Raw genomic sequence first — 14,380 nt, 5'->3', positions numbered from 1 at the left:
CCGATGGCGGCGTCCGTCTCGACCCTCTGGTACGTCGACGCCCCCGAACCGGCCGCGGTGTTGTGCTCCGCCCGCCCGGACCGCGATTCCGCGCATGCGCTCGTGGGGCGACTCTATCCGGATCTGAATTCGGTTCCGCTGGAACGGGTTCCGCTGGTAGAGGCCGCCGCGTGCGCGGAGCGGGACCGGGTGTACGTGGGCAGCTATCCGGGTGTCACGGTGGTGTGCAGTCCCGACCTGCCGCAGCAGCCGTCGAAGACGCCCGAAACCTGGACGCACACACTGGGTTCCGAGCACACCTACCTGATCCGGTCGGATCCGCCGCGGGCTCTGGGGGCGTTCGCGCAGTGGCACCACGGGGAACTGCGACGCGCGTTCAGCGCGACGACCGTCGACATCTTCGAGGATCACGGCGTGCCGTTCGTGTGGGAACGGCCGTTCTGGGCCGGTGACCATCCTGTGCGCTGGCCCGTCGATGTCACCCCTCCCCCGCAGGCACTGCCGTTCCATCCGCGCCGTCTCGTCGAGACCGCCAACGCGGCCTGGCTCGGCTTCCGGTACATCGGCCGCGAATCCGGAGAGCCGGATCCGGCCGACATCGAGGTCTGGCGGTTCGGTCTCTACCGCGACGGCGAGACACCGCCGCCCGCAACGGATTTCACTCCACCGCCGGAACGACGGCGACGTCGCTGGTGGGGACTCCTCCGCTGACGGCCGAACCGGAGATCACAACGACGTCAGCAGGATCAGCCAGCCGAGGGGAATGCCCGCGGCGACACCCACAGCCACCCAGCGCCACAACGGAATCCGGCTCCACACCCACAAGGTCGGGGCGGCACCCGCACCGGCGACCAGGTTGACCCCGAAGGCGAGCACCGGACTGATGCCCACCAGCACCGAACCGAACGCGACGACCGTCACGACGGTCACGATGAGCGCGAACGCCGTGAGGGTCAGACCGGTTGCCCACGGGGTTGCCGAGGGAGCGGAGCGAGTCATCTCGGGATCCGCACCCGCTCGTAGAACGCCATGGCGGCAGCGGTCGCGACATTGAGCGAATCGGTGCCCGGCGCCATGGGGATACGCGCTCGCACGTCGGTGGCACGCATCGCGTGCTCGGTCAGTCCCGGACCTTCGGCACCGAGCAACAAAGCCACCTTCTCCCCCGTCATCGCTTCGGCGAGGGTAACAGCCCGAGGGTTCGGCGTGAGCGAGATCAACTGGAAACCGCGACCGCGCAGCAGATCGAGGTCGTGCGGCCAGTTCGGCAGGTGCGCGAACGGCACACGCAGCACGTGGCCCATGGACACGCGCACCGCGCGGCGATACAGCGGGTCGGCGCAGCCCTTGCCGAAGAGCACGGCGTCGACGCCGAGACCGGCGGCGTTGCGGAACATCGAGCCGATGTTCTCGTGATCGTTGACGCCCTCGAGCACCGCGACGGTCGTCGCCTTCTCTAGCACGTCCCCGAGGTCGAGGGGTTCGGGGCGGGACGCGGCGGCGAGAACACCCCGGTTCAGGTGGAACCCGACCACCTCGGCCATCACCTCGGCGGAGGCGCGGTAGTACGGCACGTCGACATCGCGCAGGTCGTCGGCGAGTTCCCCGAGCCGGCGGTCGACGCCGAGCAGGCTGTTGGGCGTGAACCGCGAGTCGAGCATGCGCTGCACGACGAACACGCCCTCCGCGATGACCAGGCCCTTGCCGCCCGGGAGATCGGGGCGGCGATCCGAGGAGTTGAGATCGCGGAAATCGTCCAGCCGTGGGTCGGCGGGATCGTCGATGTCGATGACGTGAACCACGTCGCCCATTGTCCCAGTTCACGCCTCGCGTGCAGGCGTCGGGGCGGGGGAATCCGGGTCCACCGGAATGTCGCGCTGCCAGGCCGCTGCGGCCGGGAGCGCTGCGTCGACGACCGGCCGGTCACAGGGCGACGACCGTCCGCAGCGCGGTGATGTCGGTCTCGTCGGTACGGGTGCGGCACGGTCGCCGCCGCCGTACCGACGAGCAGGTGATTACTTGTCCTCGGTGACGAGCGTGGTGAGGATGCCCACCGCCTCGCGCAACGTGTCGAGACTCTTCTGATCGAGCTGCTGCAGCCGCTCCGTCAGCCACGCCTCCCGCGCCTGCGCCTCGTCGCGCAGCAGTTCCCGCCCCGCCTCGGACAGGTCGACGATGATCTGACGTCCGTCGGTCGGGTGCGGCGTGCGCTCCACCAGACCGAGATCGTTGAGTGATGCGATGACGCGAGTCATCGACGGTGGCTGGACCTTCTCACGCGCGGCAAGTGCCCCGGGGGTCATCGCTCCATCCTGGCTCAGCGTCGACATGGCCGACAGCTGGGTCAGGGACACTCGCGAATCGGTGCGTCTCCCCCGCAAATGACGCGTCAGGCGCACGACAGCCAGGGCGAGATCGCCCGCCAGTGCACGTGTTTCCGATGTCATGGCGAGCACAATACGTTATGCCATGGAAACTACCGACACATGTTCTAGGTGAGCACGTTGGTGATGGGATCCACCACGAAATATGCCGTGAACAATGCTGCTACGACCCACATCAGCGGATGTAGCGTGCGGATTTTCCCGCTCGCCGCGTGCAGCACCACCCAGGTGATGAAGCCCACGCCGATGCCGTTGGCGATCGAGTAGGTGAACGGCATCACCAGGATGGTCAGGAACGCCGGCAACGCGACCTCGAATTTGCTGAAGTCGATGTCCCGGACCTGCCCGATCATCAGGGCGCCCACCACGATCAGGGCGGGCGCGGCGGCCTCGATCGGCACCATCTCGTACAGCGGCGTCAGGAACATCGCGGCGAGGAACAGCACACCGGTGACGACGTTCGCCAGGCCGGTGCGGGCGCCGTCGGCGATACCCGACGCGGACTCGACGAACACGGTGTTCGACGACGACGAGGCAGCGCCACCGACGATGGCACCGGTGCCCTCGACGACGAGGGCGCGGCCCACGTTGGGCAGGTTGCCGTCCTTGTCGACCAGACCGGCTTCCTTACCGAGTCCGGTCATCGTGCCCATCGCGTCGAAGAAGTTCGCGAGCACCAGGGTGAACACGAGCAGCGTCGCGGCGATCACGCCGATGCGGGTGAAGGCACCGAACAGGTCGACATCACCGACCAGGCTCAGATCGGGCATGCCGGCCACCTGCCCGGGCACCTCGGGGGTGCTCAGGTTCCAGCCCTTCGGGTTGGTGCCCATCGACGGCCCGACGTCGGTGAGCGCCTCGACGATCGCCGCGACCACCGTGGTGATCACGATGCCGATGAGCAGACCGCCACGCACCTTGCGCACGACCAGCACACCCATCAGCAGCACACCGAAGACGAACACCGCGGTAGGCCACGACGCAATCGAGCCGTCGATGCCGAGACCGACGGGCACGGTGGTGCCGGCGGCGTCGGGGATGCGGCGGACGAAACCGGCGTCGACGAGGCCGATGAACGCGATGAACGCACCGATGCCGGCGGCGATGGCCGATTTGAGTTCCGGCGGAATCGCATTGAACACCGCGGTCCGGAATCCGGTCAGTGCGAGGACCACGATGATGATGCCGTCGATGACGACCAGGCCCATCGCCTCCGGCCACGTCACCTGCGGCGCGATGGTCACCGCGAGCAGACTGTTGATGCCCAGGCCCGCGGCGAGCGCGAACGGATAGTTGGCGATGATGCCGAACACGATGCTCATCAGTCCGGCGACGAGTGCCGTGACCGCGGCGACCTGGTTGATCGGCAGGATGTTGCCGAGCACGTCGACCTTGGCGGTGGCGTCCTCGGGCGAGAAGCTACCGAGGATGAGCGGATTGAGCACCACGATGTAGGCCATCGCGACGAAGGTGACCACACCGCCGCGGACTTCCCGGGACACCGTAGAACCACGTTCGGTGATCTTGAAATAGGTGTCCAGTAAACCGGTGCCTACGGCCATGTCGAATATCCACTCCGGAGAAGATTTGCTCGAGTCGCAACCGGGAGATTATTGCAGCGCGGAACTACTAGTCTGCAAATTGTGAAAGACGCAGATGACGTTGCCGCGCAGGTCCGACGCCTCGCCGATCCCCGGCCCGCGCTCGCCCTCGGCACCGTCGCGTGGCTCGTCGCGACGATCGTCGTTCTCGTCGTCGGAGACCGCTGGTCGGCGGCGCTTCCGGTGTGCGTGGCCGGAATCGTGGTGGGGCTGCTGGGATCTGCGCTCTTCCTCGTTCAGCGGCGCGCCGCGCGCCGCGGCCGGCGCGGGGCACAGGTCGGGCTGAACTGACGGATCGGGCCGCGAGCCGGGTGCGTCAGCGACGGATCCGCACCCGCGTGACCAACCACACCCACAGCAGAGCCCACAGCGACCCGAGGATCCAGCCGGCCACGACGTCGGTCAGCCAGTGCGCCGCGAGGTAGACGCGGGAGAGTCCGACGGCCACGGTGTAGCCGGCGAGACCGGCGTAGAGCGCCGCGCGCCACGGGCCCTGCGGACGCGCGGACCGGGCGAGAACGGCCGCGAGCGTGACCGCCAGGATCGCCGACATCATCGCGTGGCCGGACGGGAACGAGTGCGTCGACAGGTCCACCAGCCGCTCCGGCTGCGGCGGCCGGGCACGACCGAACAGCAGCTTGAGCAGGCTCATCACGGGCCAGCCGGTGAGAACCGCGCCGGCGACGAGCAGCGCGTCCTGCGGCCGCGACGCACGCATCAGCAACAGGGTCGCGACGATCGCGAGGATCGTGACCCCCACCGTGCCGCCGGTGTGGGTGACGACGGTGACGGCGGTCGTGATCGGCGGCTCCCGGACGCCGAGCATCCAGTCGAGTACCGCGACGTCGACGCTCACGACCCGGCACCACCGCTCGCCACGGCGGCGGCGAACCCGGCGGGCGTGCAGTGGGTGGTGCCGGATCGGTCCACCCACCAGGCCACCTCGCGCTCCCCCGTCACCGCACCCGAACAGCTCACGACGAGCCGGTCGTGAACGGTCAGCGGTCCCTGGGGCAGGGGCACCCCGGTGGTCGCGGCGGCGAGCACGGCCTGCGGTTCCCGCGACCATTCGGTGGCCCGGCCCGGGCCGGTCGGTTCGGCGGACACCGTGTCGGACGCGAGCGGGAGGTCGAGCAGTTCGGCGAGTGCACCCGCAGTTGCCGTGGTGCCCATCACGATCCGTTCCGCGGGGACGACGGCGGCGAGCCACGGACGGTCGAGCACGAGCGCGTCGGCCGCGTCGACGACGGTCCCGGCGATGCTGCGCACGGCGTCCGGCAGGTCCAGTGCGGCGACGTCGAGAACCCCGGACGCGTACGCGGCGGCGAGGGCACCGTGCGCGGCGGCGACGACCGCGGGTGCCGGGTCACGGTCCGGGTCCGCTAGGCGGTCGAGCAGCAGCGCGGCCAGTGCGGTGCTGTCGACGACCGGCGACGCCAGGCACGCCCGCAGCCGGTCGGCGTCGGGGTGCGGGCACGGATCGAGCAGGCCCTCGAAGGTCGTGTCGTCGGGGGCGCGCAATCGTCCCAGCGGCTGCCCGTCGAGAACCGCGTAGGTGCGCAGCCACCACGCGGTGTACCCCTCGCGGTCGGCCAGCGCGTCGGCGGTGTCGGGATCCGCGGCGAGCAGCGTCAGGGCTCTTGCCCATCGGGTTTCGTCGACGAGGTCGAGGTCGCGGACCGCGACGAGGGTGTCCGGGTCGGTGTCGACCGTCTCCCACCACTGCCCCTCGTCGGGCAGGTCGTGGTCCGGACCGGTGGGCAATTCCGCGCGCAGCACGGTGAAACCCCAGCCGACCCCGACGGCCCGCAACGCGTCCACGCCGTACCGGTCGATCACCTTGGAATCGACTGTCCCGAAAGGTGATTCGTCGACGAGAACATCGGCGAGGGGCGCATCGGGCAGGAGCAGTTCGTCGGCGGGAACCAGCTCGCCGTCGACGTCGGGCAGCAGCAGGGCCCCGAGATCGCGGGGCAGGGAGCCGCCGGGAACGTGCCCGGCGAGCCGCAGCACCGTGTCGGCGAGTTCCGCGGCGGCTTCGTCGTCGTCGGGGTCGACGTCCTCGACGGCGGCGAACAGCGCGGGGTCCGACAGCAGATCGACGGCGGTGACGGTGCCGGCCCCGAGCCGCGCGAGCAACGGGTGAGCGGCGTCCGGGTGCACCAGCCGCACCCACGGCAGCACGAGCGGGCCGTCCACCCCCAGATCGGCTCCGAGCACGGTGGTGCGCGGACCGGTGACGAGACGCCCGTCCGACAGCGGCACCGGAATCGACGCGAGTTCCTCCGCGACCACCGCGTCCACGACGAGCGGCTCGAGCGCGTCGTACAACCGGCGCCACCACTGCGGGTCGCGGTCGAGTCCGGCGAGCAGTTCGGCAACCCGGGCCGGGCCGATCCGGTGCACGTCCACCGCGGCGAGCAGCGACGCGTACCGCGGCCCGCACAGCGCGGGCGCGACGAGACCGGGCACGACGTCGGCGAGGGCCTCGGCCAGTTCGTCGGTGAGCCCGTCCAGCGCCGTCGCGCGTTCGGGCACCAGGTCGTCGCCACCGCGGGCGATCTGGTGGCGGCTGCCGCCGCCAGCGGCGGCGGGAAGCCAGGGGTGGGTGCGCAGTTCCGCGAGCACGGCCTCCCGGAGCAGTCCGTCGGCCTCGCTGCGCGCGAACCCGGGCACCGGTACCAGCGCGATCCGCTGGTCCGCGGGCAGGGCCGCGGCGAACCGCGCGTAGCCCTCGGCGATCCGGTCGAGCGGGGCGCCGGGCAGCAGCCGCCGCCGGTCCGGCTGCATCGGCACGTCGGCGACGACGAGGACGGGCAGCGACAGTTCCTCGTCGGACCGGGTGGGGGCGCGCAGCACGTCGTCGCCGAGGGGCGTGATCTCCCCGGCGGCGGTGACGGGAACCAGCCAGCGCGCGTGCGGTCCTTCGCCCTCCCACCAGCGGCGTTCACCGACGACGATCTCGTGGACGCCGCCGCCGAGGTCCGTGCGGGTGCGGATCAGTTCGTCGTCGCCGACGGTGATCGAGCCGAGGGCGGGCAGTTCCAGCAGCAGTTCCGCGGCTTCGGCGCGGAATCCGTCGAGCAGGGCCCGCGCGTCGACATCCGGGCGCAACCGCAGCACGATCTCGGTGTCGGAGCCGGACACGGGAGGTTCGGCGGTGGGCCACGCCAGGCGCAGGACCGGCACTCCGGACCGCGGTGGCGTCAGGTCGTGCTCGCGCAACACCGCGCGGGTGCGCTCGGCGGAGAAGCGGATCGATCCGGTCCGGGACCGGATCTCGATGTCGTCGGAGACCGCGAGGACGGCGGTGAAGCCGACACCGAAGCGTCCGACTCCCCCGGTCTTCGCGGACGCCCGCAGCGCTGTCAGCGCCTGCACGCCGGGGCCGTCCAGCGGGGAACCGGTGTTGGCGACGTGCAGGCCGTCGTCGCCGAGCCACACCCGCATCGCGCCGGTGATGCCCGCGCGGGTCGCGGCGTCGGCGGCGTTCTGGGCGAGTTCGGTGAGTACCCGGTCGCGGTAGCCGGCACGGACGAGGTCCGATTCGGTGGCGGTGTCCTCCCGCAGGCGGGTGGGCGACGACCGCCACGCGAGCAGCGTGCCGTCCCGCAGCGCCGCGGTACCGAACGGGTCCGCGGGGTCGGCCTGGGTCACGTCAGTCGGTCTGTTCCGGCCGGCCGGTGTCGTCGCTGGTCGTCGCCTCGTCGGTGACAGTGGGCTCCTCGGCGGGCGCTTCGTGGGTGGCAGTCGGTTCCTCGGCGGGCGCCTCGTCGGTGACCGTCGGCTCCTCGGCGGGCGCCTCGTCGGTGGCGCTCGGCTCCTCGGCAGCGGGCACCTGATCGGTGACCGTCGGCTCCTCGCTGGCGGGCACCTCGTCGGTGACCGTCGACTCCTCGGTGACAGTCGGCTCGGCGGGCTGCTCGGGCCCTTCGGCCTCGACGGTGCCCGACTCCGCCGGCGCGGCGGTGTCCGACTCCGCCGGCGCGGCGGTCGCGACGATCTCCACCGCCGCGTCGTCGTACGCGTCGAAACGGGGCGAACCCGCACCGGTCGGAAGGGTGGTGTCCGAATGGGCACCGCAGCCGTACTGGGCGTGCACGACGTGCCCGTCCGCGGCGAACTCGTTTCCACAGACCCCGAACGCCGCGTGCAGCGACCCGGCGAGCGGCAGGAAGAATCCGCACAGCATGCAGGTCGACGGGGCGGCCTTCGCCATCTCGGTGTCCGGCCCGTATGCCTCGAACCAGCGCTGGGCCGCGTCGAGGCGACCTTCCAGGCTCATGACCTGGCGACGGCCGAGACCGATCTCGAGTGCGGTTTCGTCGACCTCTGGGTCGCCGGTCTCGACGTATCCGGGCACCAGGCGGGGATCGCCGGGGGCGGGGGCCAGCAGGTCGCCGGGGCCGAGGTCGCCGGGGCGGATCCGCTCGCTCCACGGAAGCCATTCGGGTGCGATCAGCGCGTCGGGTCCGGGCAGCAACGCCAGCTCGCTGACGGTGACGTGATCGGACTCCGGAGCAGCGGCCACGACGACCGCCCACTGCCAACCGCGGTAACCGGGCAGGTCGGCGACGAAACGGTGGGTGGCCGCGCAGTCGTTCTCCGCGGTCACACCCAGATGCGGGCCGATCCCGCCTTCGCCGAGCTCGTCGAGAGCCGCGCGGGCGATGTCGACCGCATCGGCGAGGACAGGTCGCACAGCCTCGGCGGAGCTTTCCGCGCTGGGGGCATCAGCAGAAGACACAGCACTCACGGCTCCCATTCTGCCGCACCCGAACGGGAGCGCGACCCTTGGCCGCCGGGACGGCGGCCGACGACTGCGATGATGGCAGCGTGCGACCGCGACAGGACAGCAAACTCCCCGGGCCGATCCGAACCGCCGGTGTCCTGGCCCCGGCCGCCGCACTGCTCGCCGCCGGAATCCTCGCCGGGTGCGGCGACGCACCCGTCCCCGACCCCGGTCCGCCCGCCGACCGGCTGCGCGCCGAGATCGTCGCGAGCCGGCCGCACGATCCCGAAGCGTTCACCCAGGGCCTCGAGATCTCCGACGGCGAACTGCTCGAGGGCACGGGCCGGAGCGGTCGGTCGTACCTGTCGGCGCGGACCCTCGACACCGGTGTCGAACGCACGCGGGTACCTGTTCCCGACGACATGTTCGGTGAGGGCATCACCGTGGCCGGGGACACGGTGTGGCAGCTGACCTGGAAGGACGGGGTGGCCATCGCCCGCGACCGCGACACGCTGACTCCCCGCGACCACGTCGAGTACGACGGCCAGGGCTGGGGCGTGTGCGCGGCCGGGGACCGTCTGGTGATGAGCGACGGTTCGTCCACCCTGACGTTCCGGGATCCGGCGACCTTCGACGTGCTCGGCAGCACGACCGTCCGCGTCGACGGCCGTGAGATCGACAACCTCAACGAGCTCGAGTGCGCCGAGGACGGATCCGTCTACGCGAACGTGTGGCAGACCGACCGGATCGTCCGCATCGACCCGGGCTCAGGGCGCGTGACCGCGACCATCGACGCCGGTGCCCTGCGCGACGCGCTCACCGACGAGCAGCGCGCGGAGATCGACGTTCTCAACGGGATCGCGCAGGTGCCGGGCACCGACCGGTTCCTCGTCACCGGCAAGTACTGGCCCACGATGTTCGAGGTGCGATTCGTCCCGTGAGCACCATGGATCACATCTCACGCCGGGACCTGTCTGCGCCCCCGGGGGACGGTGGGGAAGAATCGGAGGCGTGACCGATCCGGACGAGCGCCGACCCGCCGACCCGGCGCGCGGCCGTGCCGACGCCGACGGCAGCGACTCCCGTTCGGCTCCGCGCTCCTCGCGTCCCGGCCGGCCCGACCCCGAGGCGAGCCATCCCGGCTACCGGAACTATCCGCCCCCGCGGCACATCGGGTCGCGGCGCACTCCGCTGCCGCCGCTGCACCCCCTCGACGGGAATCGCAAACCCCGCGACGACGCGCGCGCGGCCTCGGAGTCCGACGCACCGCGCGCCCCGCGGATGCCGCGGAAGCTGACCGTGACCCGGGTCGCGGCCCTGCGCAGCCGGGAGCTGACGAACAAGGGCATCGCCACGTTCCGGCGCGCGGCCACCGCGGACGGCGCCGACAAGTCCGGGCTGACGGCGCTGATGTACGCGACGATGGCGAACTTCGCGAGCGACGCGGCGATCGCGGTAGCGCTGGCGAACACCTTGTTCTTCTCGGCCGCGACCGGCGAGGACAAGACGAAGGTCGCGCTGTACCTGCTCATCACGATCGCCCCCTTCGCGATCATCGCCCCGCTGATCGGCCCGTTGCTGGATCGGTTGCAGCACGGTCGCCGGCTGGCGCTGGCGGCGTCGTTCGCGCTGCGCTGCGTCCTTGCGGTGGTGCTCGTGTTCAACTTCGACAGTTGGGGCCTGTACCCGGCGGCGCTGGCGATGATGGTGCTGAGCAAATCGTTCTCGGTGCTGAAATCGGCGGTGACGCCACGGGTGCTGCCCCCGGAGATCGATCTTGTCCGGGTCAATTCCCGGCTGACCGTGTTCGGCCTGGTCGGCGGCACCTTGGGTGCCGGTGCGGTCGCCGGCGCCGCGGCGTGGCTGTTCGGCTCGTCGGGTGCGCTGTGGCTGTGCGCCGGCATCACCGCGTTCGGCGCGTACCTGAGCATGCGGATCCCCGCGTGGGTGGAGGTCACCGAGGGCGAGGTCCCGGCGACGCTGTCCTATCACGGGTCCGAGGCCCGCACCGAGATGCTCGACACCAAGACGGAGGTGATCACCCCGCCCGGCACGCGACGCCGTCAGCCGCTGGGCCGGGCGGTGGTCACCGGACTGTGGGGCAACGGCACGATCCGGGTGCTGACCGGATTCCTGACCCTGTTCATCGCGTTCGTCGCGAAGTCCAAGACCGAGCACGACCCGCTCGTGCAGGCCGCGATGCTGGGCCTGGTCGGCGCGGCCGCGGCGATCGGCAACTTCGCCGGCAACGCGACGGGGGCGCGGCTGGCGCTGGGTCGTCCCGCGCTCATCGTCGTCCGCTGCACCGCGGCGGTGGTGATCGTGTCCGCGATCGTCGCGGCGACGGACAACATCTTCGCGGCCGCCGCCGCGGCGCTGGTCGCGGCGTGTGCGAGCGCCCTGGCGAAGGTGTCGCTGGACGCGTCGCTGCAGCAGGATCTGCCGGAGGAATCGATCGCGTCCGGGTTCGGACGTTCGGAGACGGTGCTCCAGCTGAGCTGGGTGGCCGGCGGCGCGCTGGGGGTCCTGTTGCCGCCCGAATACTGGATCGGCTTCGGTGTCGTCACGGTGGTGCTGGTTCTGGGACTGACCCAGACGATCCTGACCTACCGTGGGAAGACGCTGCTGCCCGGATTGGGCGGTAAACGTCCCGAGCACGCCGACCAAGAGACCGCCGGCCGGCGCACCCCGCGCGCGGCCGGACATTCGAGCAGGAACGGAATCAGATGACGCTGCAGGCCCGGACGAAGAAGATCATCGCGCTGATCGCGGTGGTCGTATTGCTGGCGGCGGGTGGTCTCGCCGCGGTGGTGTGGAAGCTCGTCGACTCGGCCGAACCGCAGCTCCCGACGATCACCGCCTTCGCGCACGGCAAGAGCGTGACGGTCGAGCCGACCCAGCACTGCAACCTCTACCTGGAGGAATGCGTCGAGAATCCGCTGGGCATGCTCGACGTTCCGGCCGGGTTCCCGCTGCAGTTGTCGTTGCCGTCCGAGATCTCCGACGCCCCGTGGCGCCTGATCGTCGTCTACGGCGATCCCAAGACGGGCCAGACGTTCGTGGACGGGCGCCTCTTCGAGCCCGGTGAGCAGCGCGCGGTCACCGTCCCGTCCGATCCGTCGATCCAGCTGCTCGGCGTCGAGATCCAGCTGCCGTCGGCCGTGCAGGACGAGACGGGCACCGCGATCGCCCACGCGGTCTGGGCACTCCAGACCTACTGACCGATCCGTCACACGACCCGATCTTCAACGACGAGGGCCTCCGGTGCATCACCGGAGGCCCTCGTCGTGAGTGCGGTGACGAAAATCAGGAGTCGAGCTCGCGGGCGACGGCGCGCAGCACCTCGGAGATCCGCTGGGCGGCCTTGCGGTCCGGGTACTGGCCGCGCCGCAGGTCCTTCTGGACCGACGCCTCGAGCAGGTTGATCATGTCCTCGATCATGCCGTGCAGTTCGTCGGGGCTGCGCCGCTTCTTGTCCGCGGTGCTCTCGCGGCGACCACCCTTCTGTCGCAGGGTGGGCTGTTCGAGCAGTTTCACGCTCAGTGCCTGCGGGCCGCGGCGGCCGACTGCCATGCCGAACTCGACGCGCTGTCCCGGCTTGAGGGCCTCCACCCCTTCCGGGAGTGCGGACGCCCGGACGTAGACGTCCTCGCCTTCCTCCTGGGACAGGAAGCCGAAGCCTTTTTCGACGTCGTACCACTTCACCTTGCCGCTTGGCACCGCGCTCACCCGCTCCTCGACAGCTGTACCCGTCCGGGCACCTGTGGATATGCAAAACAACGCGCCCCGCAATCGGGTGCGGGACGCGTAGACGGCCGCCAGTGTACCCCGACCCGTGCGAGGGCCACGTACCTGCGCGACCCACTACCGTGGACGACGTGGGTACTTCCGATTCTTCTACGCGTCCGGGCACCGGCCTGCTGAAAGCAGCGCTGGTGTGCTTCGCCGTCGGTATCGTCGCAGTTGTCCTGATTTTCCTGACCCCGGTCGTCACGGACGGCAAACCGGGCCTGGTGCTGTATTCGCTGACCGCGGCCTGGCCGCTGGGCTTCCTGCTGGCAATCGCGTTCGCCCTGCGGTCGGGCCGTCGCGCGCGTGGAGGTGGATCGTGAAGTTCCTGCTCAACCTCATCTGGCTGATCTTCGGCGGACTGTGGCTGGCACTGGGCTACTTCCTCGCCGGCATCATCTGCTGCCTGCTGATCATCACAATCCCGTTCGGCATCGCGGCGTTCCGCATCGGCGTGTATGCGCTGTGGCCGTTCGGCAAGACCGTGGTCGACAAGCCGACGGCCGGGGTCGGTTCGCTGATCGGCAACATCATCTGGGTGATCGTCGCGGGCGTGTGGCTCGCGATCGGGCACATCGTGACCGCGGTCGCGATGGCGATCACGATCATCGGGATTCCGCTCGCCCTCGCGAACCTGAAGATGATCCCGATCTCGCTGATGCCCCTCGGCAAGGACATCGTCTCCGTCCGATCACTCCAGCCACACCTGTGACGTTAGTCACATCACGCCCCGATAACATTCCGGCCTCGAACGGGCCGGACGCCCACAGATAGGGCACTACCTGCGCGTTCTCGAGCAGACTCACCCAGGTCACCTCATCGCGCGCGAAACATCGCGCGTTATCAATTGGTGACACTCCGCCCCCGGAACCGTTACCTTCGAATCCGGTCGGACTGGTCCGGCCGACCCGGATCCGCCGCGCCAAATCCTGTCCCGCGGAACCGGACCCCCAACGAACGATCCAGGGGACAGGAAACGGGGGACCCACACGGTCTCCCAGGGAGCGGAAGTTCCCAGGAGGCACCCGGGCACGAGCACCAGCAACGGCCCTAGGGGTGAAGCCGAATCGCTCCCAGCGGGAGCGTCGCGGCCGGGCTACCTCTTCAGCCCGAACCCGACAGCTGACCTCGTAGGCGCGTGCGGAGAGGAACCGGAGCAATGAGCGGACGCCATCGCAAGCCCACCAACACCGGCCGTACCGTCGCGAAGTTCGCGCTGACCAGCGCGGTTCTCGGCGTCACCGGCGTCGCATTCAGCGGCACCGCCAACGCAGCCCCCGATTCCGACTGGGACCGCCTCGCGCAGTGCGAGTCCGGCGGCAACTGGGGTATCAACACCGGCAACGGCTACCAGGGCGGCCTGCAGTTCTCGCCGAGCACCTGGAACGCCTACGGCGGCACGCAGTACGCACCGACCGCCAACCAGGCCACCCGCGACCAGCAGATCGCCGTCGCCGAGCGGGTCCTCGAAGGCCAGGGCTGGGGCGCATGGCCGTCCTGCTCCTCGAGCCTCGGCCTGAGCAGCGCACCCACCCAGCGTTCGGCGCCGACCTCCGGCACGCTCGCGGACAAGGTCGAGACGCCTCGGGAGCAGTCTGCTCCGCAGGCCGCTCCCGAGGCCGCGCCGACCCTGCAGGACAGCATCCCGTTCCTCGCGCCGCAGAGTGCCAAGGAAGGCTTCGCCCAGGGCATCGAGGCGCTGCGCGCCGCCGGCATCCCGGTCGATCAGGGCCTGGTCGATCAGGTCACGGCCATCCTGCCGAACTGACACGAACACAGAGAAGGGGGGCCGCCCCGCCGCACGGCGGGGGCGCCGCGCGCTGTTGTCTGAACGACTTTTCGTAAAAACGAATGTTTGCGTTAAACAACCATTT

The 14,380-nt window shown here is 70.3% G+C and carries 15 protein-coding genes, 1 pseudogene and 1 riboswitch; of the genes and pseudogenes, 8 read left to right on the top strand and 8 right to left on the bottom strand.

Going from position 1 to position 14,380, the window contains the following annotated elements; genetic code table 11:
- Positions 1 to 3: 3 nt before the first annotated feature.
- Positions 4 to 711 carry a DUF6928 family protein gene (locus ACWDTS_RS19340; RefSeq protein WP_450109214.1) on the top strand — a complete coding sequence of 236 codons (708 nt, stop codon included), beginning with the start codon at positions 4 to 6 and terminating at the stop codon, positions 709 to 711.
- Between the two features lie 15 nt (positions 712 to 726).
- Here ACWDTS_RS19340 and ACWDTS_RS19335 read toward each other — a convergent pair whose 3' ends face one another.
- The 4 genes from ACWDTS_RS19335 to ACWDTS_RS19320 all read right to left on the bottom strand — a co-directional run bounded on the left by ACWDTS_RS19335 (position 727) and on the right by ACWDTS_RS19320 (position 3,946).
- Positions 727 to 999, bottom strand: coding sequence for a DUF2537 domain-containing protein (locus tag ACWDTS_RS19335; protein ID WP_197252849.1), 273 nt, complete (start codon positions 997 to 999; stop codon positions 727 to 729).
- Positions 996 to 1,802 carry a TrmH family RNA methyltransferase gene (locus ACWDTS_RS19330; protein ID WP_197252858.1) on the bottom strand — a complete coding sequence of 269 codons (807 nt, stop codon included), beginning with the start codon at positions 1,800 to 1,802 and terminating at the stop codon, positions 996 to 998. The genes ACWDTS_RS19335 and ACWDTS_RS19330 overlap by 4 nt, the downstream gene beginning before the upstream one ends.
- A gap of 213 nt (positions 1,803 to 2,015) precedes the next feature.
- Complete coding sequence (locus ACWDTS_RS19325) at positions 2,016 to 2,447, bottom strand: Rv0880 family HTH-type transcriptional regulator (protein ID WP_197252850.1); 432 nt, start codon at positions 2,445 to 2,447, stop codon at positions 2,016 to 2,018.
- A gap of 44 nt (positions 2,448 to 2,491) precedes the next feature.
- Positions 2,492 to 3,946 (bottom strand): NCS2 family permease, encoded by a 1,455-nt coding sequence (locus tag ACWDTS_RS19320; protein ID WP_420753874.1) that lies wholly within the window; start codon positions 3,944 to 3,946, stop codon positions 2,492 to 2,494.
- Between the two features lie 81 nt (positions 3,947 to 4,027).
- Here ACWDTS_RS19320 and ACWDTS_RS19315 point away from each other — a divergent pair, with 81 nt between their 5' ends.
- Complete coding sequence (locus ACWDTS_RS19315) at positions 4,028 to 4,276, top strand: DUF2530 domain-containing protein (RefSeq protein WP_197252852.1); 249 nt, start codon at positions 4,028 to 4,030, stop codon at positions 4,274 to 4,276.
- A gap of 25 nt (positions 4,277 to 4,301) precedes the next feature.
- Here ACWDTS_RS19315 and ACWDTS_RS19310 read toward each other — a convergent pair whose 3' ends face one another.
- The 3 genes and pseudogenes from ACWDTS_RS19310 to ACWDTS_RS19300 form a co-directional block, all read right to left on the bottom strand.
- Positions 4,302 to 4,841, bottom strand: coding sequence for a phosphatase PAP2 family protein (locus tag ACWDTS_RS19310; RefSeq protein WP_197252853.1), 540 nt, complete (start codon positions 4,839 to 4,841; stop codon positions 4,302 to 4,304).
- Positions 4,838 to 7,642: a sacsin N-terminal ATP-binding-like domain-containing protein gene (locus ACWDTS_RS19305; RefSeq protein ID WP_450118832.1), complete on the bottom strand. Its 2,805-nt coding sequence runs from the start codon at positions 7,640 to 7,642 to the stop codon at positions 4,838 to 4,840. The genes ACWDTS_RS19310 and ACWDTS_RS19305 overlap by 4 nt, the downstream gene beginning before the upstream one ends.
- A gap of 238 nt (positions 7,643 to 7,880) precedes the next feature.
- A pseudogene (locus ACWDTS_RS19300) lies at positions 7,881 to 8,750 on the bottom strand (DUF3027 domain-containing protein); the annotation flags it as partial.
- A 71-nt stretch (positions 8,751 to 8,821) separates the two neighbouring features.
- On the opposite strand from ACWDTS_RS19300, the gene ACWDTS_RS19295 reads away from it, so the two are divergent.
- The 3 genes from ACWDTS_RS19295 (at position 8,822) to ACWDTS_RS19285 (ending at position 11,938) form a co-directional block, all read left to right on the top strand.
- Entirely contained in the window at positions 8,822 to 9,658 is an 837-nt protein-coding gene (locus tag ACWDTS_RS19295; protein WP_450118831.1) for a glutaminyl-peptide cyclotransferase, read from the top strand.
- A 70-nt stretch (positions 9,659 to 9,728) separates the two neighbouring features.
- On the top strand, positions 9,729 to 11,447 hold the full coding sequence (locus ACWDTS_RS19290) for an MFS transporter (protein ID WP_450118830.1): 1,719 nt from the start codon (positions 9,729 to 9,731) through the stop codon (positions 11,445 to 11,447).
- A gap of 2 nt (positions 11,448 to 11,449) precedes the next feature.
- Positions 11,450 to 11,938, top strand: a complete 489-nt coding sequence (locus ACWDTS_RS19285; protein WP_197252491.1) for a DUF2771 domain-containing protein — start codon at positions 11,450 to 11,452, stop codon at positions 11,936 to 11,938.
- Positions 11,939 to 12,023: 85 nt separating this feature from the next.
- On the opposite strand, the gene ACWDTS_RS19280 is transcribed toward ACWDTS_RS19285, so the two are convergent.
- The gene (locus ACWDTS_RS19280; RefSeq protein WP_197252490.1) at positions 12,024 to 12,437 is read right to left on the bottom strand and encodes a cold-shock protein; all 414 of its coding nucleotides are present in this window, start codon (positions 12,435 to 12,437) and stop codon (positions 12,024 to 12,026) included.
- Positions 12,438 to 12,586: 149 nt separating this feature from the next.
- On the opposite strand from ACWDTS_RS19280, the gene ACWDTS_RS19275 reads away from it, so the two are divergent.
- The 3 genes from ACWDTS_RS19275 to ACWDTS_RS19265 all read left to right on the top strand — a co-directional run bounded on the left by ACWDTS_RS19275 (position 12,587) and on the right by ACWDTS_RS19265 (position 14,274).
- On the top strand, positions 12,587 to 12,829 hold the full coding sequence (locus tag ACWDTS_RS19275; RefSeq protein ID WP_450109211.1) for a hypothetical protein: 243 nt from the start codon (positions 12,587 to 12,589) through the stop codon (positions 12,827 to 12,829).
- Positions 12,826 to 13,218 carry a YccF domain-containing protein gene (locus tag ACWDTS_RS19270; RefSeq protein WP_450118829.1) on the top strand — a complete coding sequence of 131 codons (393 nt, stop codon included), beginning with the start codon at positions 12,826 to 12,828 and terminating at the stop codon, positions 13,216 to 13,218. The genes ACWDTS_RS19275 and ACWDTS_RS19270 overlap by 4 nt, the downstream gene beginning before the upstream one ends.
- A gap of 248 nt (positions 13,219 to 13,466) precedes the next feature.
- Positions 13,467 to 13,639, top strand: a riboswitch (cyclic di-AMP (ydaO/yuaA leader).
- Between the two features lie 26 nt (positions 13,640 to 13,665).
- A complete protein-coding gene (locus ACWDTS_RS19265; protein WP_450118828.1) occupies positions 13,666 to 14,274 on the top strand; it encodes a transglycosylase family protein in 609 nt (202 codons plus the stop codon).
- Positions 14,275 to 14,380 lie beyond the last annotated feature (106 nt).

It is taken from the genome of Rhodococcus sp. NPDC003383, assembly GCF_053589115.1.
The sequence above is the reverse complement of the archived record's forward strand: the minus strand, read 5'-3'. Positions and strand labels throughout refer to the sequence as shown.

Bases quoted from the DNA above. Each gene is read 5' to 3' on its own strand.
- ACWDTS_RS19340 (WP_450109214.1), top strand. From the start codon at position 4: ATGGCGGCGTCCGTCTCGACCCTCTGGTACGTCGACGCCCCCGAACCG.
- ACWDTS_RS19335 (WP_197252849.1), bottom strand. From the start codon at position 999: ATGACTCGCTCCGCTCCCTCGGCAACCCCGTGGGCAACCGGTCTGACC.
- ACWDTS_RS19325 (WP_197252850.1), bottom strand. From the start codon at position 2,447: ATGACATCGGAAACACGTGCACTGGCGGGCGATCTCGCCCTGGCTGTC.
- ACWDTS_RS19320 (WP_420753874.1), bottom strand. From the start codon at position 3,946: ATGGCCGTAGGCACCGGTTTACTGGACACCTATTTCAAGATCACCGAA.
- ACWDTS_RS19265 (WP_450118828.1), top strand. From the start codon at position 13,666: ATGAGCGGACGCCATCGCAAGCCCACCAACACCGGCCGTACCGTCGCG.